The organism is Lacrimispora sinapis, from assembly GCF_043633585.1.
Taxonomy (GTDB): Bacteria; Bacillota; Clostridia; order Lachnospirales; family Lachnospiraceae; genus Lacrimispora; species Lacrimispora sinapis.
The window spans coordinates 3,134,764-3,157,967 of the sequence record NZ_CP141832.1 but is presented as its reverse complement, the minus strand read 5'-3'; the positions used below and the strand labels follow the sequence as shown (position 1 = coordinate 3,157,967).

Below are 23,204 nucleotides of genomic sequence, written 5' to 3'. Positions count from 1 at the left end.
GGTTCAAAATCCACTTGATGTATGAATAAAAGTACAATTTTACAAACATAATCCATTTTCGTAAAGATTATGTAAGAAAATGAACAGAGAAATGTTATGGTATTTTCCTAAAAAATGTATTATACTGTTCCATGTGATGGAGGAATTGATAGCTTCTGGCGGAAATGTAAATATTTTTAGCTTTTTGAAAAATATGCAAAAAAAGTAAAAAAAGTATTGATAATTTCCATTATAGGAAGTATAATTACCTCGTAATGCTATTAGGAATTTCAGAAAGTATTTCAAAAAGAAAAAAGGAGAGTGCATTAATTATGAGAAAGCAGACCAAATTAGTTGCTGTTTTATCTACAGCAGCCCTGCTTGCAGTAGGCGCTTCCATGTCCTCTTTCGCAGCTCAGGGCTGGCAGGAAGAAAATGGTACATGGGTGTACTATGATAAGAGCGGAGATTTAGAAACGGAGAAATGGGAGAAATCCGGTGACAACTGGTTCTACTTAAACGAAGATGGCGAGATGGCTACCGATGCTATCATTGAGTACGATGATAACTACTACTATGTAGATGAAAACGGTGCAATGGTAACCAATAAGTGGGTTTCCGTTGAGAATGATGAATATGATGGCGACAGTGATGAAGATCCAGCTAACTACTGGTACTACTTCGGATCTAATGGTAAAGCTTACAAGAGCTCTACTAATAGCTCATCTGCTTCTTTTAAAACCATTAACGGAAAGAAATATATTTTCGATGATGAAGGTAAGATGCTGTATGGTTGGGTCAACGAAGATGGTGAAAGAGTTACCGGTGATTCAGCTTGGAAGACTGATGAAGGCGGAATTTACTACTTAGGCGACGAGAATGATGGCGCTCAGTCAATCGGCTGGAGACTGATTGATATCGTTGATGATGAATATGAGCAAAGCAGCGATAAGCCTGGATATTCCAGCAGCAATGTTTTTGATGATGAAAATCAGAGCCGTTGGTTCTATTTCCAGAGCAACGGTAAGAAGATTAAGGACAAAGATGGAAAAACCATTAACGGAAAGAAATACAGCTTTGATGCAGATGGCCGTATGAATGCTGAATGGGTTATCTTTGATGTTACTCCTTCAACTGCTAGCCAGGGTGTTGCTTCCTATTCTTCAAGTTTCAAATATTTCAATTCTGTAGAAGATGGTGCAAGAACAACCAAAGGTTGGTTCAAAGTTGTTCCTGACGAGAACTTACACAAAGCAAAATACGATGATGATTCATCTTACTGGTATTATGCAGATGGTGATGGTGATATTGTAAGCTCTGAGATTAAGACTATCAATGGTAAGAAGTATTTATTCGATAACTATGGTAGAATGAAAGATGGTTTATGGTTCATTAAAACTGATGGAAAAAAAGTTACTGAATTCTTAGAGGATGATAACGACGCTCTTCCATATGATACAGAAGATAACTTTAAAAAGAATGCAAGTGCTCTGGTTGCAGCAGATTATAAAGCATATTACTTCGGTGATAGCAATGACGGTTCAATGAAGACTGGAAAACAGAGCGTTGACATCGACGGTGATGTTAACAGCTTCTTATTCAACAAGTCTGGTAGCTTCAAAGGAGCTGGAAAAACTGGCGAAGATGATCGCAAATATTATAATGCTGGTATGCTCTTAAAGGCTGATAAGGACGATAAGTATTCTGTTATTAAAATTACTACTACTAAGAAAGATAACAAAGAGGTTGTTAAGTACGAATTATTAGCAACAGATGAGTTCCTTGCTGATGCTAAGAAGGCAGGCTTCCTTACTGTAAATACTGAAAAATTAAATACTGGTGATTATACAGAATACTATGACATTAACGCCAAAGGAGATATAGACTATAAAGTAGTTAATACTTCTGGTTCTGTTCAGAAAAATAAGAAAAAAGCAAAAGACGGTAATGATACTTGCTACTTAGTTGATGGTGAGAAAATCAAAGCTGTATATGTAGAAGATTAATACTATATTTTAATCTTTTATAAAGAAGAGGCAGGATTCAATTGAATCCTGTCTCTTTTGTGCAATGTCAATAGTTGGGGTGGGATTCATATGAATCTCGCTCCATTCGTTGCTTAGAGCCATTTTTATGGTTTGTTCTACTTTCCGAACGTTTTCAATTGCCCATGTGACCTGCCGGAAGAAATGATACTTGTCTACGATGATCTTTGCATTCGGAAAGAAAGTCCGGGCCAGTTCTGCGTAGGGAAGCCACATATCACATACAAAGAATTTTACTTTCAGCCTTTCCTTTCTCGGAATGTTTCTCCAGTAATCAGCCAAATGACTCTGAGTACGATCTGGCAGGATATCCAGAATCAGGTGTTTCTTTGGATCAACGAGAATACACTGATATTTCCCGGTAGAGGCATTACCTCAATCGGGAGACGGCTCTGCAGAGCCCCCCGGAGACGTTCGATTCTACCTTTGGCCTGAGGCGTTTTTGCAAAGATAAGATCAATGCCCAGCTCATGCATAGAACGCCCGAATTGAGCAAGGTGTACAGTTTTACCAGCAATGAGCTTATCAACAGTAAGCCGCCCTGTCTTAGGGGAACGGAAGATGGTATGGTATATCTGAATATACGCTTTGCGGAATACCAAAATCAAGGCAGCACTGTCGCATAACTTCCAGATAACCGTAAAGACATTCATTCTGGGTAAGGAAAAGTCCGATGACCTGTCCAGTTGCATCATCAATAGCACCATGAAGGGAATATTTCATGTTACCACCAAACCATTCATAAGGGGTAGCATCGATCTGAAGGAGCTGACCAGGATGAGGTTTGCGCTTACGGCGATGAGTGCGATGACGGATTTTTTTCTTTTTGGGGCTTTTAAAACCTGCATTTTTTAGTATACTGTAAAGTGCAGAATAGGAAATTTGAATCCCAAAGTCTGCAAGAAGTATATCTTTGAAATGGAGGAAGTTGATCCCAGAGAATTCCGGGCGGGAAAAAATCTTAAGGATGGCTTCCTTCGTTTCATCTGTAACAGAGTGAGCAGGCTTTCTATCGGTATTTTTGTGAATCAGAGAATGAGCGCCAGAAGAGAGGACTCCTTTCTTTAAACGTGTAATCTGGCGTGTAGAAAAGCCAAGAAGCTCAGCAGCCTGTTGTTGGAAATAGACTTATCAATGAAACGCTGTATAATGGTATAAGTTTTAAGTTGATCTTGTGACAATGTAATTGTACCTTCTTTCATATCTTAATAGTTTACCAAAAAGAGACATTTTCTCAAGATAATTCTAAGGTGACATTATCATAAGTTAATAACATGTTATAAATGCAAAGTTGCTTTATAAGGAAGTAAATGGTATACTAAAAAACGAAAAAGTATATACTAGTAAAGTGCAGTAATATGAGAGGATCGTAAATTATGACAAATCTTAAGGAAAATATCAGTGAGGAAGTAAGTAAAGAAGTGAGTAAGAATAGGTTCCTTTCTGTTTTAATGTGTTTTTATGTTATTTTAATCGGAGTAGGTCTTCCTTTAGTTTTTAGAGATAAGTACTTCGACATTCTTATCGTTAAATATTATTATTATTGTGCATCTACCATTTCAATCCTAGTTATAACCTTTGTATATTTTATATATAAATTATATAAAAAAGATATTTTAATACAGAAAAGTCTAATTAAGAATATTATAAATAATTTAACAATAGCTGATATTTCTGTAATAGTGTTTTATATGGTTGCTCTTATTTCTACTTTTACATCAGATTATTTATATGAATCCTTTTGGGGAAATGAAGGAAGATATACAGGATTGTTTTTAATAACATGGTATGTCTTATCCTATTTTTGTGTAAGCAGATTCTGGAAATTTCAACCTAAATATATTGATATTTTAATTGGTACGGGTATTCTGGTGTGTGTGTTTGGAATAACTGATTACTTTCAACTTGATATATTAAAGTTTAAGGCGCCTATGCTTGAAAGTCAAAAAGATATTTTTACATCTACGATTGGAAACATCAACACATACACCGCTTATGTAGGGATAATTGCAGCTATTTCTGCGGTTCTTTTTTCAACTGCAAAAGAATTCAGAAAAATGCTGTTCTATTTTGTTAGTATGATAATTAGCTTTTTTGCACTTATCATGGGTGTAAGTGATAATGCTTATCTGTCATTAGGAGCTTTGTTTGCATTTTTACCGCTATACTTATTTAAGGATAATAAAGGAACTAGACGATATCTTACTGTTTTGGCTTCTTTTTTTTCTGTGATTCAAGTGGTTGGCTGGATTAATAAATATTTTGCAGCCAATGTCATTGGAATAGATAGTTCTTTTAAATTGATAGTAGGAATTAAAGGATTTGTTTTTTTGCCATTGGTATTATGGATAGTTGTATTGGTATGGTATTTAGTCGATTTTTATAAACGTAATAATTATATTTTGTATAGTAACAGACCACGTTATGCATGGATGTTTTTTTTAGTATTAGCATTTTTAGGTATCATATATGCACTATTTGACTGCAATATCATGGGAAATGCAAATAAATATGGAAGTTTGAGTTCATATCTTTTATTTAATGATGATTGGGGTACACACCGGGGATATATCTGGAGAAATGCTATAGAGTGTTATCTTAATCTATCATGGTGGAAAAGACTTGTAGGATATGGACCGGAGACTTTTGGAATATTAATGTTGCAAAAAACGACTAATAATCCTTATAATGAAATATTTGATAGTGCACACAATGAGTATTTACATTTGCTAATCACGGTTGGTATTGTAGGAATGCTATCTTATTTAAGTTTTATAGTAGGAGTTGTAAAAAGAGGGATAAGATTGTACATTAATGATTCTTATGTAATGGCAGTTATCTTTGGAATTGTTTGTTATAGTGTTCAAGCGTTCGTTAATCTTAATCTACCTATTGTGACTCCAGTCTTTTGGATTTTGTTGGGAATAGTATCTGCAAAAAACAAAAAATGTTAAATTCATAGGAGGCTTTAAATTTTGATAATTTATTTATTGAAATTTAAAGCTTTTTAGGCTCTATGTCAATAGTTGGGGTGGGATTCGTATGAATCCCGCTCCATTCGTTGCTTAGAGCCATTTTTATGGTTTGTTCGTAAACGGTAGTCCATAGGTACCTCGTAAATGGTAAATAACTCGTCTACTTTTGGATTCCTCATAAAATTGAGATAATGGTGTAAAGTTGAAAAAGTTTCTAACAAACTTTCACACAGAACTCAAGGAGGAACTCCACATGGACACAAGACTTGCAACCAACCAGATCCGACTCAGTGAGTGGACCAGAATTATTAAAGACCGTTGTCAAAGTGGTCTGAACGTCAATGAATACTGTGAACAGCACCAGCTATCACGTCATGCCTATTACTACTGGCTAAGAAAAGTAAAAGAAGCTGCTCTGATACATAACAGCTTTGTTGAACTGCCGACTCTCCAGGAAAAAACTGTTCCTGTTTCAATAAGTGAAAATCTTTCTACTTATCAAATGACCATTGCTATTGGAAATACTATATTGGGAGTTAGTGAATCAACTTCAATGGAACTTCTCTCCAGAGTGCTGAAGGTGGTTCGTAATGCTTAATGATGCTGTTGGTTTTAAGCACATTTATATCTGTACTGGATATGTGGATCTGCGCCGAGGGGTGGATGGACTGGCAGCTATCATCAGTGGCTCTTTTGGGCTTGATCCAACGGAACCCGGAAGTATTTACCTGTTTTGCGGAAGAAAAACAGACCGGATGAAAGCACTTTTGTATGAGGGTGACGGCTGGCTGCTTTTATATAAGAGACTAACAAACGGTCATCTAAACTGGCCACGCAGTACCCAGGAAGCACAATCAATTACCCACCAGCAATTCCGATGGCTGATGGAGGGGCTTTCCATTGAGCAGAAAAGGAGGATATCCAAGGTAAAACCGGAGATCTATTAACTCCCGACTATACAAAGTATCTTGACAGCTAAATCCTTTATCCTAAAGCTAAAAAACACCAGAAATATACTGAATTTCAGAGCTTTTCATGGTATAATAATCCTATGGAAAAGATTACTATTACTAAGGATGAACTGAATAATCTCTCTAAAGATATGATTGTTATGCTATACTTGCAGCTGCATGAAAGTTTCCAGCTTATTTCGGAGCAGAATACTACCATTCAAAAGCAGAATGAGCAGATGCTCCATCAAGTTGAAAGTATGAAGGAACAAATCTCCATTCTTACACAGAATCGGTTTGGCAGGAAATCTGAGAAGACTCTGCCGACAGAAGGGCAATTATCTTTTGACTTTGAAAATCTGTGTATCTTCAATGAGGCTGAGTCACTGACTGAGAATGGAATTTCCGAAGAACTGGATATGGAAACAGTCCTTGTTCGTAAGCGCAAGCCTCGTTCCAAGGGAAAGCGTGATATTAATCTGAAGGATATCGATACTATCGTCGTTTCACATGAACGTACGGAAAAAGAGCTCTCAGAACATTTCCCCAAGGGATGGCATAATCTGCCAGATGAAATATACAAAGAGTTAAAGTATGTACCGGCTCACTTCGAAGTACTGGAGCATCACATCAAAGTATATGCCGGAAATCATGATAACGGCGGGATTCTTCGCGCAGAGGTTCCTCTGCGTTTATTAAGTCACAGCATACTTACCCCGGAACTGGCAGGCGCCATCATTAACGCCAAATATGTCAATGCAGTACCATTAAACCGGCTTTCTGAAGAGTTTTTAAGAAATGATGTTAACATTCCAAGACAAGACATGGCCGGCTGGCTGATCCGTATTTATCAATACTATCTTGGCCCGGTACGTGACATGATGAAGGCAGAGATTATGAAAAGCCATCATATACACTGTGACGAGACCCCCTTTGTAATGCCGGAGAAAAGCAAGCAGTACATGTGGGTCTACCATTCACCTGGCAGTTCAGAAAAACCACCGGTTTTCCTTTACGAGTATCCAGGGACGAGAGGAACTGCCGCTCCAAGAGAATTCCTAAAAGGATACAAAGGGACTCTTGTAACAGATGGTTATCAGGTATATCACACCCTGGCGAAAGAACGGTCTGATGATCTGAAGGTTGCCGGATGCTGGTCTCATGCCAGAAGACGATTCGCTGAGATTGTAAAAGCCAGTGGAAAAAACGGCCCTTCCATATCTGGACAGAAAATAGCAGCTGAAGCAGTAAAAAGAATTGCTGCAATCTATCATGTAGATCATATGTATGAAAAATCATTCGATGAGGAAAGGCTGGATCATAGAAAAAACTCAGTCAAGCCTCTTGTGGATGCTTATTTTGAGTGGGTAAAAGAGTATGCCGGTAAAACGGGACTGGATAAAAGTTCAAAACTGGCAGGTGCTCTTAATTATTCCATCCATCAGGAACAGTTTTTAAGAGTATTTCTGGAGGATCCGGAAATACCTCTTGATAACAATGATGCAGAAAGAAGTGTCCGTTCATTCTGTGTTGGTAAACACAGCTGGCACATCATCGATTCGAAGAACGGCGCAGAGGCTAGCGCTGCCTTATATAGTATTGCTGAAACAGCAAAAGCGAATAATCTTAAACCGTATGAGTACTTCTCATATCTGCTAGAACAGTTAATGCACTATCCAAGGAATAATGTTCCAGAAAACAAACTGGCAGAATTAATGCCTTGGTCAGATGAATTGCCAGATCGATGTAGAAAACTAAAAACACGGTAAATATACCGCCGCCCCAATCGGGCGGCGAACTTATTGACCTGGACGGGTTATTTACCATTTACGGTACCTCGCTTCTAGCTAGTTTTAGATGACGTATAATTAGATGACGTATAATTAATTTCGCAAATTTAGTTACATAAAAATAGACATGCTCTATAGCCGTTTGGTAAAATAAAGTCACCACAACCAAATCTCACAAAGGAGGCTATAGAACATGTCTGATAACATTATACAGTTAAATCAGGAACTCATCCATAACGAATTGAAAGATTTAGTACGTAGCAGCGTTGAGGAAACCCTTAATGCCTTGCTGGATCATGAAGCAGACGAACTCGTTAATGCTGAAAAATACGAACGTTCCGCTGATCGCAAAGGATATCGTTCCGGACATTACAGCAGAAACTTTCAAACCACTGCCGGTGAGGTTAAATTGAAGATACCAAAGTTAAAAGGCGTTCCGTTTGAAACTGCCATTATTGAGCGATATCGACGCAGAGAATGCTCTGTAGAAGAAGCTCTTATTGAAATGTATCTCGCAGGTGTTTCTGTCCGCCGCGTTGAAGACATTACCGAGGCGTTATGGGGAACAAAGGTTTCACCTGGGACAATAAGCAATCTAAATAAAAAAGCCTATGAACATATTGAAACGTGGAGAAGCCGCAAGCTTACAGGTTCTTATCCCTATGTCTTTGTAGATGGTGTTTATTTAAAGCGCAGCTGGGGTGGTGAAATACAAAACGTCTCTATCCTTGTTGCCATTGGAGTCAACGAGGACGGATGTCGCGAGATTATTGGTGCGGCTGAAGGCATGAAGGAAGACCGCGAAAGCCGGAGAACATTCTTTGTATGGCTAAAAGAACGCGGCCTGGCCGGAGTGCGCCTAATGATCGGTGATAAATGTCTTGGAATGCTCGAATCCATTCCAGAAGTATTTCCGGATGCAAAGTATCAAAGATGTACAGTTCATTTCTATCGGAATAAATTTTCAGCCACTCCTCGTAATAAGATGAAAGAAGTCTCTATGCTGCTGAAGGCTATCCATGCTCAAGAATGCAAAACATCTGCAAAGGAAAAGGCGAAACAAGTGGCGGATAAACTTCGCGAGATGAAATTAACTTCGGCAGCAAAAAAAGTCGAAGATGGAATTGAGGAAACCCTGACATATATGGATTTTCCCAGCCAACACTGGACTAGAATCCGTACTAACAATACTATTGAACGTCTGAACCGGGAAATCAAACGTAGGACCCGTGCTATTGGCACTTTTCCTGATGGGCAAAGTGCTTTAATGCTTGTATGTGCCAGACTGCGACACGTAGCTGGAACCCAGTGGGGTACAAAGCGCTACATGAATATGGAGCATCTGAAAGAATTGGATCTCCAGAATCAGTCTGATATCATAGCCGGCTGACTACCGGCTACCTAACGGCTAAAATACAATTTGCGAAAAAATCTTGACACTATCTAGTTTTTTAAAGATAAGGACATTATCTCAAAAAAACTAGCTAGAAGCGAGGTACCTATAAACTACCGTTTACCAAAGTTCAATGGATAAATAGATAAATTAGGAGAAATCAGTTATATAATTTCCTGGTGTTTGAAATAATTAAAATAAAGGTAATTTCTTCATAAAATATTAAAATATAACAACCCTTTTTACAGCTGATTAGATTGTATTGCGCCATTAATATGTGTTATACTATTAAAGCTGAATAAAAATAAAAAACTACGTTGGTTAAAGGTGTATATAAATGAAGACAAATCAGAAATACAAACGGCTATTCAAAATTTTTTTTACATTTGTAATTGCTACAATGCTAATTGCATTTTACGGGTGGACTTGGATTAAATGCTATAACAATATTTTAGAGTATCCCTTTTATCGAAGAGGTAACTGGATGATGATATTTCTTTATGGTGTATCATTAATCCTTATTATGAATGTTTATGGAGGATTTAAAGTTGGATATCTTAAGAAAGGTAACTTGATTTATTCACAGGTTTTGGCAGTAATATTTACTAATGTTTTTACATATTTTCAAATTGCCGCGATCGATAAACATTTTTTGACTCCCATATATCTTATGAGAATGACGGTACTTGATATATTGGTTATAGTTATTTGGACTGTGATTTATCAGTGGATATACGTAAAACTTTTTCCGCCAAGAAAGATGCTTTTGATATCGGGAAGAAGATCAGATTATCATTTGATTGAAAAAATCAATTCGAGAGAAGATAAGTATGAGATATGCAATATTATAAATATAGATAAAGGAATAGAACTGCTTAAAAAAGAAGTATTAAAATATGATGGTATTATAGTAGGAGATATATCTTCTCACGAAAGAAATATTATTCTTAAATATTGCTTTGCTAATTCCATACGTACATATAGCGTGCCAAAGATATCTGATATTCTTTTAAAAAGCTCTGTAGAATTAAATTTATTTGATTCTCCTCTGCTTCTATCAAGAAATGAAGGACTTGCTATTGAGCAACAATTTATAAAAAGGCTCATAGATATTGTTGGATCGTTAGCAGGTATGATATTTGCATTACCTTTCTTTCTTGTTATTGCACTATCAATTAAGCTGACAGACAGAGGTCCCATATTTTTTTGCCAGGAGCGTCTTACTAAAGATGGAAAAACATTTAATATTTATAAATTCAGAACTATGATTCAAAATGCAGAAAAAGATGGAGTTGCTCGCTTGGCAGAGGAAAAAGATTCCCGAATTCTTCCTATTGGAAAAATTTTAAGGAGAACTAGGCTTGATGAACTTCCGCAATTAATAAACATTATAAAAGGTGATATGTCCCTGGTTGGTCCTCGTCCTGAAAGGCCAGAGTTAGCAGCTCAAATTGAGAATGAAATACCAGAGTTTTACTACCGTTTGAAAGTAAAAGCTGGACTGACAGGGTATGCTCAGATATATGGAAAATACAATACAACACCATACGATAAACTGAAATTAGATTTAACTTATATTAGAAATTATTCATTGCTTTTGGATTTGAAACTAATTTTAATGACTCCTAAGATCATGTTTATGAAAGAAGCTACTGAAGGAGTGCAAGTTCAAACAATTAACATGGAAAATGAACAACTTGAAAAGTGATGGTAGATTATGAGAATAGCAATTATTACTAATTCAACTAGCTATGAGCCTCGAGTAGATTTGATTGTTGCTTTTTTTCAGAGAAATGGTCACAATGTTACAAGAATTGAGTCTAATTTTATTCATAGAGAAAAAGTGATTAGGGATAAACCGGCTGAGAACACTATTTATATTGATACGATACCTTACAAAAGAAATCTTTCCTTTAGACGATTGTTTTCCCATTACAATTTTGCAAAGAAGGTATATAAATTATTAAATGCCCAGATGTACGATTTGATTTATGTACTTATACCTGCCAATGCTTTGCTTAAATTTGCAGCAATCTACAAAAATAGTAATCCTGAGGTTAAGTTAGTGGCAGATGTTATTGATTTATGGCCAGAATCTTTACCGTTTAGGTATTTTAAGAAGGTCTGGCCATTTACATTGTGGGCTTCTTTAAGAAATGATAATCTATGTAAATGTGATTATTTAATATTGGAATGTGGTCTGTATCAAATGATACTAAAAAAATATATTGAAAAGGTAAAAAAATCAGTGATCTATTGGCCAAGAAAAGTCACTTTGGAATGTCCTGATTTTACAGGAAAAGAAAGTGAATTGAACATTTGTTATCTTGGATCAATCAATAACATCATTGATATTGATTTTATTAATAAACTAACGATTGAATTAAATAGAATAATGAAAACTGTTTTGCATATTATTGGTGATGGAGAAAAGAAAGATAAGTTTCTATCGGAGCTCAGTGCAGCGGGTATATCTTACATGTACTATGGCAGTATATATGATGAATACAAAAAAATAGAAATTTTATCGCAATGTGATTATGGGCTAAACATTATGAAGGAATCTGTATGTGTTGGAGTTACAATGAAATCGGTTGATTATATGCATGCGGGTCTTCCTATGATCAATAATATCGGGGGAGATATCTGGCAGCTTATTGAAACGTATACGTTAGGTATTAATTGTAAGCGTGGTCCATACGTTGATATTGCTAAAAGAATAGTTAATGACAGATTGAAGATGAGGAAAAATAGATGTAACATACGCTTGCTGTATGAGCGTTTCTTTTCAGAAGAGGCATATAACAGGCAGATGCAAAAGTGTATGAATGAATTGCTGATAGATAAATAGAGGAGAATTTTAGTGAATATATTACATATATCGCCTTACTTTCCGGATATAGATGAAAACCATGCAGGTGGGGTTTGTATGGGAAAGGAAGTTGATACTCTAAAAAAATGGAATCGTGTTTTTATTCTAACTTTTATAACATCTAAGTTTGATCATGATATTGCAGTAAAATATAAGAATGACTATTTTTATAAAACTGTAAATATAAATAAATGGACAAAATTACTACATGTTTTGTTTTTGCCAATATTGCCAAACTTTTTTGCTGCCAGAAGTTCCATTAGATTTGCTTTTCATATTATTACTATGATAAAGAAAAATAACATTGAGGCAGTTCATGCCGAATATTCTTCTATGGGACAGTATTTTGGTCTGATAAGGTGGTTATTTCCTTCTATTAAAATTAACTTGGTAGAACATGATGTTACAATACAATCATATGAAAGAATGCGGGATAGTGCTGCTGGTATTATAAAATTCTATTATGAGTGGCAGTGTAAATTAATTAAAAAGGCGGAGGCTTCTTATTGTCGAAAAGCGGATACTGTAATTGTCTTTAACGAAAAGGATAAATCATTGATTCAGAAGTATTATAAAATCAAGGATGTAAGAGTATTAAATCCTTACTATGGTATTGATGAGAAAATAGAATTTCAATCAAACTATACAAATAAAGGGAAAAACATTTGTTTTCTTGGTCAAATGAGTAGAAAAGAAAACTATGAAGCAGCATATCGTTTGATACAAATATCAAAATTAATTAAGAAAAATATACCGGACTTGCAAGTTTATATTGTAGGAAATAATCCTCCCCAGTGCCTAAAAGCAGAAGAAAATGAATATATTCATGTTACTGGTTACGTAGAAAAGGTAGATTCCTATATTTTAAAATGTCAACTTGCGGTTTTTCCATTATTATTAGGGGCTGGAATCAAGTTAAAAGTACTAAGAAGTCTTGCACTTGGTGTTCCTGTTATTACAGGAAAAATAGGAGCAGAGGGTATTGATGAAGAAGGAAAAATAATTGTTTTGGCAGAAAGCAATACTGAATATCAATTGGCTGTAGAAGAGTTGCTAAACGATGACAAAAAAAGACAAGCTTTAAGTGAAAAAAGTAAGGTATATGCTATTAACAATTTTGGGTGGGAAAAGAGCATTAAAACTCTGCGTAGTTTATATTGATAACAAAGGAGACTAATATGGAACGGGTGGTTGCTATTACTGTTACATATAATAGAACAAAAACGCTGGAACGATGTTTATTGTCATTGCTGAGTCAATCTAGAAAACCAGATACTATTATAATAGTTGATAATAACAGCAGCATTGCAGAAAAAGAACGCTTAAAAATGTTTGCTGGAAATCTGGACAATGTTCATATATTTTGGTTAAAAGAAAATTTGGGTGGCGCCGGTGGCTTTGAATATGGAATGAATGAATGCCGTAAGTTATTTAATCCGGATTGGTATTGGCTTATGGATGATGATGCATATCCTAGGAAGGATTGTCTTGAAAAGTTGCTGGAATCAGCAGATGGACTATTTAATATAGGTTATCTTGCACCACTTATATATGGCATTGATTTGAATGAATATCAGTGGTATCATCATAAATTAATTCGAGGAAGAACATATCAAAATTTACCGCTAACAATTCAATATGAGAAATTAGCGGATATTAGCCACATTGATGCGAATGCTTTTGTGGGACCGTTAATATCAGCTAAAGCAGTAGAAAGGGTTGGTGTAGCCGATGGAAGTATGTTTATCTATGGGGATGATACGGAATACACATTTCGAATCACAAGACAGTTGGAGGGCTATTTGGTAAAAAAAGCTATAATTGATCATCAGGACCCCCCGATAGTTAACAATAGCCGAGATAGAAAATCGTGGTGGAAAGATTATTATTGTTGGAGAAATCAATATTATATGGTAAGAGAGTTCCAGAATAATATATTAGTAAAAAATTTAGCATATTTAGAGCTCACATTAAATTTGATAGCTGTTCTGGCTGCCGCACTGATAAAGCCCAAATATCGAGGAGCTCATCTACTTAGGTCATATTTAGTCATTAGATCAATCGTGGATGGTTTGCTTAATAGAAGGGGTAAAGCACTAGATCCGGTCAAATACAGGCAATATATAGAAAAAAATCAGAGGAGATATTTATGAGAGTGCTTCATATAACACCAGAAGCTCCCGGGAGTCTTTCAGGAGGTAAGATAGGTGTTAAACAATCAATTTATTCCTTAATTAATAATAAGTATGTTGTTGATTATGCAGGACCAGAAATAGAAGAGAAAGAAATACGGCAGTTATATAACTATATGTATGTTTTAGAGCCTTCAAATAATTTGCCATTACGTATCTATGATTCCTTAAATATGAATACGAACAGGAGGTATAGAGCTTGGAAAAACCTTAAACTTGATATGTCTAACTATGATATAATCTTATTGGAATTTACGAAACTTAATTATGTTTTAAAGCATATACCTAAGGAGAAATTAATTGTTCGTGTTCATAATGTTGAAGTAGATTACTCCTATCAAAACTTTAAACATAATAAAAATTTATTCAATTTAATTGATTACATATTTTCTGGTAAAAGAGAACGTCAAATAGTTAATGCAGCTAGTAAGCTTATGGTATTGACAAAAAAAGATAAACAGCGTCTAAATAAATTATATGGAATAGCAGAAAATAAGATGGAAATTTTGCCTGTTTGCGTAAAAGAACCTAAAGGTATTAAAATAAGTGGTACATACTCTGATGAATTAAATATGCTGATAAACGGTTCTCTTTGGTTTGGGCCGAATTATGAAGGAATTAAATGGTTTTTGGATAATGTCTATAATAAACTAGATTTTCCAAAACGATTAATAATTGCCGGATCTAAACCAAATGGAGAATTAATTGAAAAAGTTAATCGATTGAAAGGTGTAGAATTAGTTGACTCGCCTGAATCTATGGAACAATATTTTTTAAATGCAGATATTTCTATTGCACCAGTTTTTAATGGAGCTGGTATGAAAGTAAAGGTGGCGGAAGCCCTTTCTTATGGGCTTCCCGTAGTTGGAACAACACATGTATTTGAGGGTTATAGGATAACGCATGGTGTTGACTCGTATTACTCAGATGATGCTGATAGTTTCTTGTGTTGCATAAATGAATATGCTAAATTAAGTTGTGATGAAAGATTTCTCATGAGAAAAAGGTGTTATAGTCTGTTTAAAAATTTTTACAGTCAATCATATAGTGATCAAATTTTTCAACACTTGTTGGAAGGATTGAATTCGTAATTAAATATAAATTTTAAAGATATCATATATATTCCAAAGAAAGTTATGGAAGATATTACTAAATCAACCAGAATTATACCCGAATCTACATTAAAAAATTTTAATGAAATAGTAGATATAAGTAAAGACATAATAAGTTTTATGGGTTGCAATCCTTTAAACAGTATTTTGATGTTAGAACGTAAAAAAGCAGTTTGTAATGTTAGTACTGAGAACTCTGCTACCAGTGTTCCAATGGCTGCTCCTTCAGCTCCTAAATTAGAAATTAATAAAAAGTTGATTAATGTGTCAACGAAAGCACCAAGGATAGTGGAATAAAGCACTAGTTTCTCTTTTCCAAGAGGTACAAGCACTTGTATTCCCATAACATTCGTAAGACCAATAAATAGTATAGTAGGTAATATAATCTGCATTGATCGAATTGAACCATAAAATGCTGGTCCAGAAATAAAAAGAATACTGTCTCTTGCCATAATAATAAAATAAAAGATTAAAGGTAATGAAGTCAATGTTACAAATTGAATTGATTTTGAGGCAAGTTCAAATAGCTTATTCGTCATATTTTTTTCCACATAATAGGAGCTTCTGGGAAGCAATACAGAACTTAGCGATGTTACAAAAGCTACCAGTATAGTTTTGATTTTAACTGCAGAATTATAATACCCAACTGCTAAATCACCTTTTAAAAATCCTAGCATAACAATATCAAGATTAGTATATATAGTGGCAGAGACAGAAAGAGCAAAAAAAGTAATGATTGGTTTTAGGTGTGGTCTAAAATTATAAGGCCCACAGTAAAAAGTATTTATATGTTTTTTTATATTTATAAAATTAATAATATTAGATCCGACACCGGCCAGGATGGTTATAGCCCCATAAATTAAGTAGTCTGATTTGGCATGAACAAGTAAGAACATAAGAACTAGTGCAGCAATTTTAAATACAATGGAGCGCGTTGTTATATAGCTATATTCTTCTAAAGCTTTATATAACCACTCCATACCTAAAAGATTAAATAAAAGAGTTAAGCCGCATATTATATATAAATCACTGTCCTGGTGTAATTTAGGAATAAGTGCAAGACATGTAAAAAATATTATATATGTCAAAACTGTAGTAGTTAAATTAATAATAAAAATTTCATGTGCAATTTTAGACAATTTGTTTTTATCATCTCTAACCACGGCGCAGGCTCTAATCCCATAAACAGGGATACCTAATGCAGATAACATAGAAAAATATGAAATGACAGACGTGGCAAATGCTACTTTTCCAGTGCCTGTAGGTAAAAGAATGCGCGATATATAAGGAAAGGTTATGAGCGGAAAAATAATTGATGATGCAGTTAATAGGACATTCATTATAAAATTGACTTTTATTGATTTTTTTGTATTCATATGAAACCTCATTGTATTTTTGTTTTTAAAGTATATCATAGTTAAGAAGTAATTGTCCATTTTATTAAATGGAAAATGGAGGGAAAATGGTCAGAATGTTACCTATTAGAAATAAGAAAATCTTCATTACATATATAGAATATATTTTGGCATCTTTTATCATATTGGATTGCAATAGTGTATACGCTAATTTAGTTAATAGTCCGTTTAATCTTCAGAAGATGTCATTAGTATTAAGTGTGATACTAATTGCGGTTATTTGTTGGTGTTACAATATGAATTTGATAGAAACTTTAAAGTCAATTATTTACCCTGCTGCTTTGGTTGCTGTGTTTTCTCTGATTTTATTTATACTTTTAAAGTTTCCTAATGGACTACGTGGAAGTTATATTAAATTTTTTGTTTTATTTCTTCCAATTAGTATTATGCTATTTAAACTCTACAATAACATAAATATGGATAATCAGCTTTTTTTTAGAATTTCTGATATTTTGGTATTTTTATCGGTATTATCACTTACACTGTGGTTGATTGGACCAATATTAGGTATAATTCAGCCGAATAAAGTCATTCAGAGCCTGTGGGAGCCGATGACAGAGATTAATAGTTATTGGGGATTGCAGTTTTTTAGACCGGAACAGAGGGAGTATATAAAATTTTTTGATATTTCAGTGTATAGAAATATTGGTCTGTATCCTGAAAGTCCTATGTTTAATATTGTATTATTACTTGGCTTATGTACGGAGTTATTTTTAAGACCTAAATTAAAGATATGGAGGATATTGCTTTTCTTTATAACAATCGTGTCTACTTTTGGAAGTTTGGGTGTAATACTATCTTCTGTTGCCATATTTTTAAAGCTTTGTGTATATGTTGATAATGATAGAAAATGGATCGTATATTTTTTGGTGTTATGTTTGATTACAATAGTATTTGTTCTGATTATCTACAAAAAAGAGCATGCAGCGGATTCTTATAATTCGCATTTAGATGATTTTATTGCCTGTTTTAAGGCATGGAAAAAATCTCTCATTTTTGGTACTGGATTTGAAAATAATAGCGTCATTCAGTTTTATATGGCTGAGTTTAGAAAGAATAATAAAGGATATACCACATCAGCAGGAGCTGTTTTAGCACATGGAGGTTTGTCGTTATTTAGTATTTATATAGTACCTTTTATAAAGCTAATATTTTTAAAAAGTACTCATAAGAGAGTAAATGAAAATCTTTTTGGGATCATTATTTTTATTGTTTTTGTTACGTATATCTTTACATATAGGTTCTTGATATTCTGGCTATTGGCATTTGGTTACTCAAAAATTAACTGGAGAAACATAAAACATTTATGAAAATATAAGAGGAGTGGTTTGTTTATTATGAATAAAAAAAGAGTTATTACTAATTGTTTCGTGGTAGGAACTGGAGATATAATAGGGACAACCAAGAAATCCCCTGTAAAATAAGGGCTTCTCAGTCTCTTGACTTTCAGAAAAAGCATTTGTGAGATGAGTATACCATCAAAACAGTCACCGGGAAAGAGAAATCTTTAAATTGCAGAAGGCTTCTTAGTTGACCCTGTTCGACCGATAAAGTAGTACTCAAAAATACAAAGAAGGAGGAAAGTCAAGAGCCTGTGTTCGGTACCGACACAGGCATTTTGGAGTGGAGTAAAAAAGATTGCAGAGATTTTCATATCACTACACACCCAAATATAGAGTATGGTGATTTCTGCAAAGTGTAGAGGCTTGTTGCGGTGACGCAGGAGGCTATGTTGGCACACTTAGATTTTACTATACATGTTGAAAATTTTGATTAGGAGTTATGCAAGATGAAACATGCGGCAGACAAGAAGAATCTCAAAATCTGTTTAGTGGGCTCTTCCGGAGGCCACTTAACACACCTGTATATGCTGAAACCTTTTTGGAAAGACAAGAATCGTTTCTGGGTAACCTTTGATAAGGAAGATGCAAAAAGCCTGTTAGAGGGTGAAAAGATGTACCCTTGCTATTACCCAACGAACAGAAGTATTAAGGCTTTAATTAAGAACACTGCTATTGCATGGAAAATATTGTGCAAAGAAAAACCGGATTTAATCATTTCGTCTGGTGCTGCGGTAGCTGTACCTTTCTTCTACCTGGGCAAGATGATGGGAGCAAAGCTGATTTACATTGAAGTGTTTGATCGTATTGATAAGCCTACAATGACAGGAAAGATGGTATATCCGATTGTTGACAAGTTTATTGTACAGTGGGATGAGCAGAAGAAAGTGTATCCAAAAGCAATTAATCTAGGCAGTATTTTTTAGAGAGGGAAAAGATGATATTCGTAACGGTAGGAACGCATGAGCAGCCATTTAACAGGCTGGTGAAGGCAGTAGATGAATTAAAAAGAGATGGTGTTATTACTGAAGAGGTGATTATGCAGACTGGATTCAGTACATATGAGCCTAAATATTGTCAGTGGAGCAAGCTATTTCCATATCAGCAGATGATAAAAAACGTTGAAGAGGCTCACATTGTGATTACACATGGAGGTCCGGCAAGCTTTATCATGCCTTTACATATTGGCAAAACGCCTATCGTAGTACCTCGTCAGCATCAATTTGAAGAACATGTAAATGATCATCAAGTTGAGTTTGCTAGAAATGTGGCAGAAAGAATGGGGACAATCATTCCAGTTGAAGATATCAGCAAACTTGGAGAAATTATAACAAACTATGGTGAAATTGTTGCAGGTATGGGACATGGAATGACTAGTAATAACAAGAAGTTTTGTGATGATTTAGAAAACATTGTAGATGGGATAATAAAATGAAGGTAATACAACAGATAAAAACAAAATTGAATACTAAACGTTCAATTGATACTGCTGGCATTATCAAACAAATAGAAGAGTACGACGTAGTATCATTCGATATATTTGATACATTGCTTAAAAGAAACATAAAAAAACCAACGGATGTTTTTAAATACATGGAAAAGAAATACAATAAAGAAGGTTTTTTTAACGAAAGAATAGAAGCTGAAAAAAGAGCCAGAGCAAAAAAAAATACAGAAGTTACTCTTAAAGATATATATGAAGAGATGCCTTTTGATTTTTCAAAAGAAGAATTAGAAACAGAATCAGAATTACTAATTCAAAACGATTGGATTATGCCTGTGTATAAAAAGGCGTTACAATCAAAAATGGTAATAATTACTTCTGATATGTATTTACCTGAAAATTTTATTATTCGAATTCTTAAAAGAGAAAAGATAGAAGGATATAAAAAATTATACCTATCGTCGTCTGTCGGTAAAACGAAGAATTCTGGAGAACTGTTTGATTTTATTTTCGATGAACTTGGTCATGAAAAAAAAATAATTCATATTGGAGATTCTTTTAAAGCTGATTGTGATATCCCTCGAAAAAAAGGAATTGATGCAATTCATATTTCCACTAATGTTTTAAAAGGAACTTTTCAATTAAAAAGCGAGAATATAGAGTGTAATGTTTTGAATTCTTTTTTGAATAATACTTCACCGATTGAGCAAAATGAGTATTATAGGTTTGGGTATGAAAAATTTGGAATGTTTTTATGGGGCTATTCTAGGTGGTTGCATAAGTCAATCAAGAATGCTGGCATAGATAATGTTTATTTCTTTTCCAGAGATGGTCTGATTATTAAAAAGGCTTTTGATACTTTGTTTAATGATGTCCAAACGCATTATCTGGAAGTCTCTAGAAGAGCTTTACGAGTTCCAATTTTATGGATGAATTATGAATTAGATCATGTGATAAATATGATTTCTCCATCAAAATTGGTGTCTCTTGCAACAATATTTGATGGAGTAGGACTGAATATAAACAACTATGTAAATCTGATCAAGAAATATGGTTTTGAGTTAAATTCAACTTTTTACAGAAAAGACCTACATAATAATAAGGCTTTGAATGATTTATATACAGAATTGAGCAGTGATATTGAAACTGTTTCTAAACAGGAGTATCGTCTATTGGTTAAATTCATTAACCAAAATAAATTATCAGGACGTTTTGCAATTGTAGATATCGGTTGGTCTGGTGGGATGCAACGATACTTAATCGAAACTTTGAATAAATTGGGTATTGAATCAAAAATTAAAGGATACTATATTGGTGTCGCTGATTATTACAAACGAAACATTGCGGTTATTCCTTCATTAGACTTAAATGGATACCTCTTTGATTTTTTACATGATGAAAATGCAATGGATAAGAGAAGTGCATTTGTAGGTTTATTTGAGACTTTATTCTTGGAACAGGGTGGTTCAGTAAAAAATTATAAAGAAGAGAATGGCCGTGTGATATCTAATCGTTTGCCATATGAATATTTAGAAAATGGAAACCCAACCTTTGAATATAAATGTGTAATGGATATTCAAAAGGGGTCTTTAGACTTTATAGAAAGATTTGGAAATATTAATATTGAACTTCCAGCAGAAACATTATTTAAAGGTTTGTCTGAGACTGGTTTAAAGCCAAAACGGCGAGACATAAAAATGTTTGCTGATTTTAGGTTCTTTGATGAGGGTGAAATTCAATACTTGGCAAAGCCACAGAACATATTCTTTTATCTGCTTCATTTGAAGACTTTGAAAAATGATTTCTTATCAAGCAGATGGAAAATTGGGTTTATGAAGAGATTATTTAAAATTGACTTGCCATATGAAAAATTGTATAAGGCGATGTTGAAATATAAGTAAGGTGGAATTTGATAATTATGAGTATAAGAAAACGTATTTTACAGGCAAATCTAAATAATCAAGGTGGTGCATTTTCTGTTGCATATGAAGCACAGAAAGAATTGCAGAACGAATACATATTTGACTATTTTTTTCCGGATGATTTTGTGGAGAACGATGTGTACACCCATTTATTATCAATGGGAAGTAGATGCGTAGGAAAACTTGACTGTAATAATAGATTTTTAAAACAATACGAATTATACAAGAGCTTTTATAAGTACTTATGTGACAATAATTATGATATAGTTCACATCCATTCAGATACAGCATGGAAAATTAGTGTTTACTATCTGGCTGCAAAGAGAGCGGGAATTCAGCGTATAGTTGTTCACTCTCATTCCAGTGGAATCAATGGACATTACAAAACAATCAATTATTTATTACATTTGATTACCAAGCCAATTATAAAATCAGCTAAATATAAATGCGCTTGCTCAAAAATTGCGGCTCAATGGATGTTTGATACTACTGAAACTGTTTCTATTATACGTAATGGTGTAGATATCGATAAGTTTAAATTTAATCCTGCAGCGAGAGAAAATGTCAGAAAAGAATTGAAAATAGAGAGGAAAAAGGTGATAGGAAGTGTCAGTGATTTTTCCCCCCAAAAAAGCCCGGAATTTATATATAATCTTGTTAAGGCGTTCCAAAATGATGAGCAGTACATTTTTTTATTTGTCGGAAATAGGGCAAGCGGATGTGATTTAAAAAAGTTAATTGACGATGATGCTAGCATTGGCAATGTGATATTTGCTGGTGCTGTAACGAATGTTCCGGATTATTTGAGTGCAATGGATACTTTTATTTTGCCTTCAAGATTTGAAGGCCTACCAATGTGTGCATTAGAAGCACAGGTAAATGGTTTATACACTATTGTATCCGATAAGGTTACCGATGAAACAAGGTGTTCAAAATATTTTAGTAAATTACATTTAGATATTGCGACTTGGAAAAAAGAAATACAAAGCATTGATTTTGTTAGTAGTAGAAGTGACATTGGATCTTTTCTAGATTTCGAAAAAGCTAGTTCCACTAATATGGCAGACGAATTTAAAAAGATATATACGGAGTGAAGTGGGTATGTGGTTAAAAGAAGCATATAGAAAACTGAAATATGGGGTTAGATATAGTTCAGAAACTTATATCAGTTATCTGAAAAAAATTGGGATGCAAATAGGATGCAGAACTACTATTTTTGATCCACGTTCAACAATTATAGATGAAACTCGCCCTTGAATGATTTGTATAGGTAATAATGTTCAAATTACTGCAGGAGTAACAATCTTGTCTCATGGTTTTGATTGGTCAGTGCTTAAAGGTGTATATGGTGAAGTCCTTGGTTCATCGGGGGAGTGGAAATTGAAAACAATGTTTTCATTGGAATGCATACTACGATTTTAAAAGGAGTTCACATTGGAAACAATGTAATCATTGGGGCAAACTCGTTAGTAAATAAAAACATTCCAGATAACTGTGTGGCAGCTGGTAATCCCTGCAGAGTCATAATGAGTTTAGCCGAATACCATGAAAAAAGAAAATCTGAACAGAAAAAAGAGGCAACTGAACCTGTTAGACTGTATAGAGAAAGAAAAGGTAAAGAACCTGATGAAATTGCTTTGCATGAATTCTTTTGGCTATTTTCCGATAAACCAGATACTCTTCCAGAAATTTGGAAGAACATGAACAGGATTACTGGAAACGAGACATTTACTAATGAAGTAATGATAAAAATAAAAAACAGTATAAGAATATAG

General features: G+C 34.3%; 19 protein-coding genes and 1 pseudogene. 17 read left to right on the top strand and 3 right to left on the bottom strand.

Going from position 1 to position 23,204, the window contains the following annotated elements; genetic code table 11:
• The first annotated feature begins 311 nt into the window (after positions 1-311).
• Positions 312-1,985 (top strand): cell wall-binding protein, encoded by a 1,674-nt coding sequence (locus tag VIG27_RS14865; RefSeq protein WP_394523292.1) that lies wholly within the window; start codon positions 312-314, stop codon positions 1,983-1,985.
• A gap of 141 nt (positions 1,986-2,126) precedes the next feature.
• Here the strand turns inward: VIG27_RS14865 and VIG27_RS14860 are convergent.
• Together VIG27_RS14860 and VIG27_RS14855 are read right to left on the bottom strand one after the other, a co-directional pair.
• A pseudogene (locus tag VIG27_RS14860) lies at positions 2,127-2,399 on the bottom strand (ISL3 family transposase); the annotation flags it as partial.
• Positions 2,342-2,719: a hypothetical protein gene (locus tag VIG27_RS14855; RefSeq protein ID WP_394523291.1), complete on the bottom strand. Its 378-nt coding sequence runs from the start codon at positions 2,717-2,719 to the stop codon at positions 2,342-2,344. The pseudogene VIG27_RS14860 and the gene VIG27_RS14855, both read right to left, overlap by 58 nt.
• Positions 2,720-3,400: 681 nt before the next feature.
• Here VIG27_RS14855 and VIG27_RS14850 point away from each other — a divergent pair.
• The 10 genes from VIG27_RS14850 to VIG27_RS14805 all read left to right on the top strand — a co-directional run bounded on the left by VIG27_RS14850 (position 3,401) and on the right by VIG27_RS14805 (position 15,287).
• The gene (locus tag VIG27_RS14850; protein ID WP_394523290.1) at positions 3,401-4,978 is read left to right on the top strand and encodes an O-antigen ligase family protein; all 1,578 of its coding nucleotides are present in this window, start codon (positions 3,401-3,403) and stop codon (positions 4,976-4,978) included.
• A 274-nt stretch (positions 4,979-5,252) separates the two neighbouring features.
• A complete protein-coding gene (gene tnpA / locus VIG27_RS14845; protein ID WP_394523289.1) occupies positions 5,253-5,597 on the top strand; it encodes an IS66 family insertion sequence element accessory protein TnpA in 345 nt (114 codons plus the stop codon).
• Positions 5,590-5,946 (top strand): IS66 family insertion sequence element accessory protein TnpB, encoded by a 357-nt coding sequence (gene tnpB, locus VIG27_RS14840; RefSeq protein WP_394523288.1) that lies wholly within the window; start codon positions 5,590-5,592, stop codon positions 5,944-5,946. Before tnpA ends, tnpB begins: the two co-directional genes overlap by 8 nt.
• A gap of 104 nt (positions 5,947-6,050) precedes the next feature.
• Positions 6,051-7,718 carry an IS66 family transposase gene (gene tnpC, locus VIG27_RS14835; protein ID WP_394523287.1) on the top strand — a complete coding sequence of 556 codons (1,668 nt, stop codon included), beginning with the start codon at positions 6,051-6,053 and terminating at the stop codon, positions 7,716-7,718.
• A 214-nt stretch (positions 7,719-7,932) separates the two neighbouring features.
• On the top strand, positions 7,933-9,129 hold the full coding sequence (locus VIG27_RS14830) for an IS256 family transposase (protein WP_394523286.1): 1,197 nt from the start codon (positions 7,933-7,935) through the stop codon (positions 9,127-9,129).
• Between the two features lie 340 nt (positions 9,130-9,469).
• The gene (locus tag VIG27_RS14825; RefSeq protein ID WP_394523285.1) at positions 9,470-10,840 is read left to right on the top strand and encodes an exopolysaccharide biosynthesis polyprenyl glycosylphosphotransferase; all 1,371 of its coding nucleotides are present in this window, start codon (positions 9,470-9,472) and stop codon (positions 10,838-10,840) included.
• A gap of 9 nt (positions 10,841-10,849) precedes the next feature.
• The gene (locus tag VIG27_RS14820; protein ID WP_394523284.1) at positions 10,850-11,983 is read left to right on the top strand and encodes a hypothetical protein; all 1,134 of its coding nucleotides are present in this window, start codon (positions 10,850-10,852) and stop codon (positions 11,981-11,983) included.
• A gap of 78 nt (positions 11,984-12,061) precedes the next feature.
• The gene (locus VIG27_RS14815; RefSeq protein ID WP_394523283.1) at positions 12,062-13,165 is read left to right on the top strand and encodes a glycosyltransferase family 4 protein; all 1,104 of its coding nucleotides are present in this window, start codon (positions 12,062-12,064) and stop codon (positions 13,163-13,165) included.
• 17 nt (positions 13,166-13,182) lie between these two features.
• A complete protein-coding gene (locus tag VIG27_RS14810) occupies positions 13,183-14,157 on the top strand; it encodes a glycosyltransferase (protein ID WP_394523282.1) in 975 nt (324 codons plus the stop codon).
• The gene (locus VIG27_RS14805; RefSeq protein WP_394523281.1) at positions 14,154-15,287 is read left to right on the top strand and encodes a glycosyltransferase; all 1,134 of its coding nucleotides are present in this window, start codon (positions 14,154-14,156) and stop codon (positions 15,285-15,287) included. The genes VIG27_RS14810 and VIG27_RS14805 overlap by 4 nt, the downstream gene beginning before the upstream one ends.
• Here VIG27_RS14805 and VIG27_RS14800 read toward each other — a convergent pair.
• A complete protein-coding gene (locus VIG27_RS14800) occupies positions 15,257-16,684 on the bottom strand; it encodes a flippase (RefSeq protein ID WP_394523280.1) in 1,428 nt (475 codons plus the stop codon). The genes VIG27_RS14805 and VIG27_RS14800 overlap by 31 nt on opposite strands.
• Positions 16,685-16,959: 275 nt before the next feature.
• On the opposite strand from VIG27_RS14800, the gene VIG27_RS14795 reads away from it, so the two are divergent.
• The 6 genes from VIG27_RS14795 to VIG27_RS14770 all read left to right on the top strand — a co-directional run bounded on the left by VIG27_RS14795 (position 16,960) and on the right by VIG27_RS14770 (position 23,204).
• Positions 16,960-18,033, top strand: a complete 1,074-nt coding sequence (locus VIG27_RS14795; RefSeq protein WP_394523279.1) for a hypothetical protein — start codon at positions 16,960-16,962, stop codon at positions 18,031-18,033.
• 479 nt (positions 18,034-18,512) lie between these two features.
• Positions 18,513-18,989 (top strand): PssD/Cps14F family polysaccharide biosynthesis glycosyltransferase, encoded by a 477-nt coding sequence (pssD, locus tag VIG27_RS14790; RefSeq protein WP_394523278.1) that lies wholly within the window; start codon positions 18,513-18,515, stop codon positions 18,987-18,989.
• A gap of 11 nt (positions 18,990-19,000) precedes the next feature.
• Positions 19,001-19,498 carry a glycosyltransferase gene (locus VIG27_RS14785; protein ID WP_394523277.1) on the top strand — a complete coding sequence of 166 codons (498 nt, stop codon included), beginning with the start codon at positions 19,001-19,003 and terminating at the stop codon, positions 19,496-19,498.
• The gene (locus VIG27_RS14780) at positions 19,495-21,408 is read left to right on the top strand and encodes an HAD-IA family hydrolase (RefSeq protein ID WP_394523276.1); all 1,914 of its coding nucleotides are present in this window, start codon (positions 19,495-19,497) and stop codon (positions 21,406-21,408) included. The genes VIG27_RS14785 and VIG27_RS14780 overlap by 4 nt, the downstream gene beginning before the upstream one ends.
• Positions 21,409-21,425: 17 nt before the next feature.
• Entirely contained in the window at positions 21,426-22,523 is a 1,098-nt protein-coding gene (locus tag VIG27_RS14775) for a glycosyltransferase (RefSeq protein ID WP_394523275.1), read from the top strand.
• A 279-nt stretch (positions 22,524-22,802) separates the two neighbouring features.
• The gene (locus VIG27_RS14770) at positions 22,803-23,204 is read left to right on the top strand and encodes a DapH/DapD/GlmU-related protein (protein WP_394523274.1); all 402 of its coding nucleotides are present in this window, start codon (positions 22,803-22,805) and stop codon (positions 23,202-23,204) included.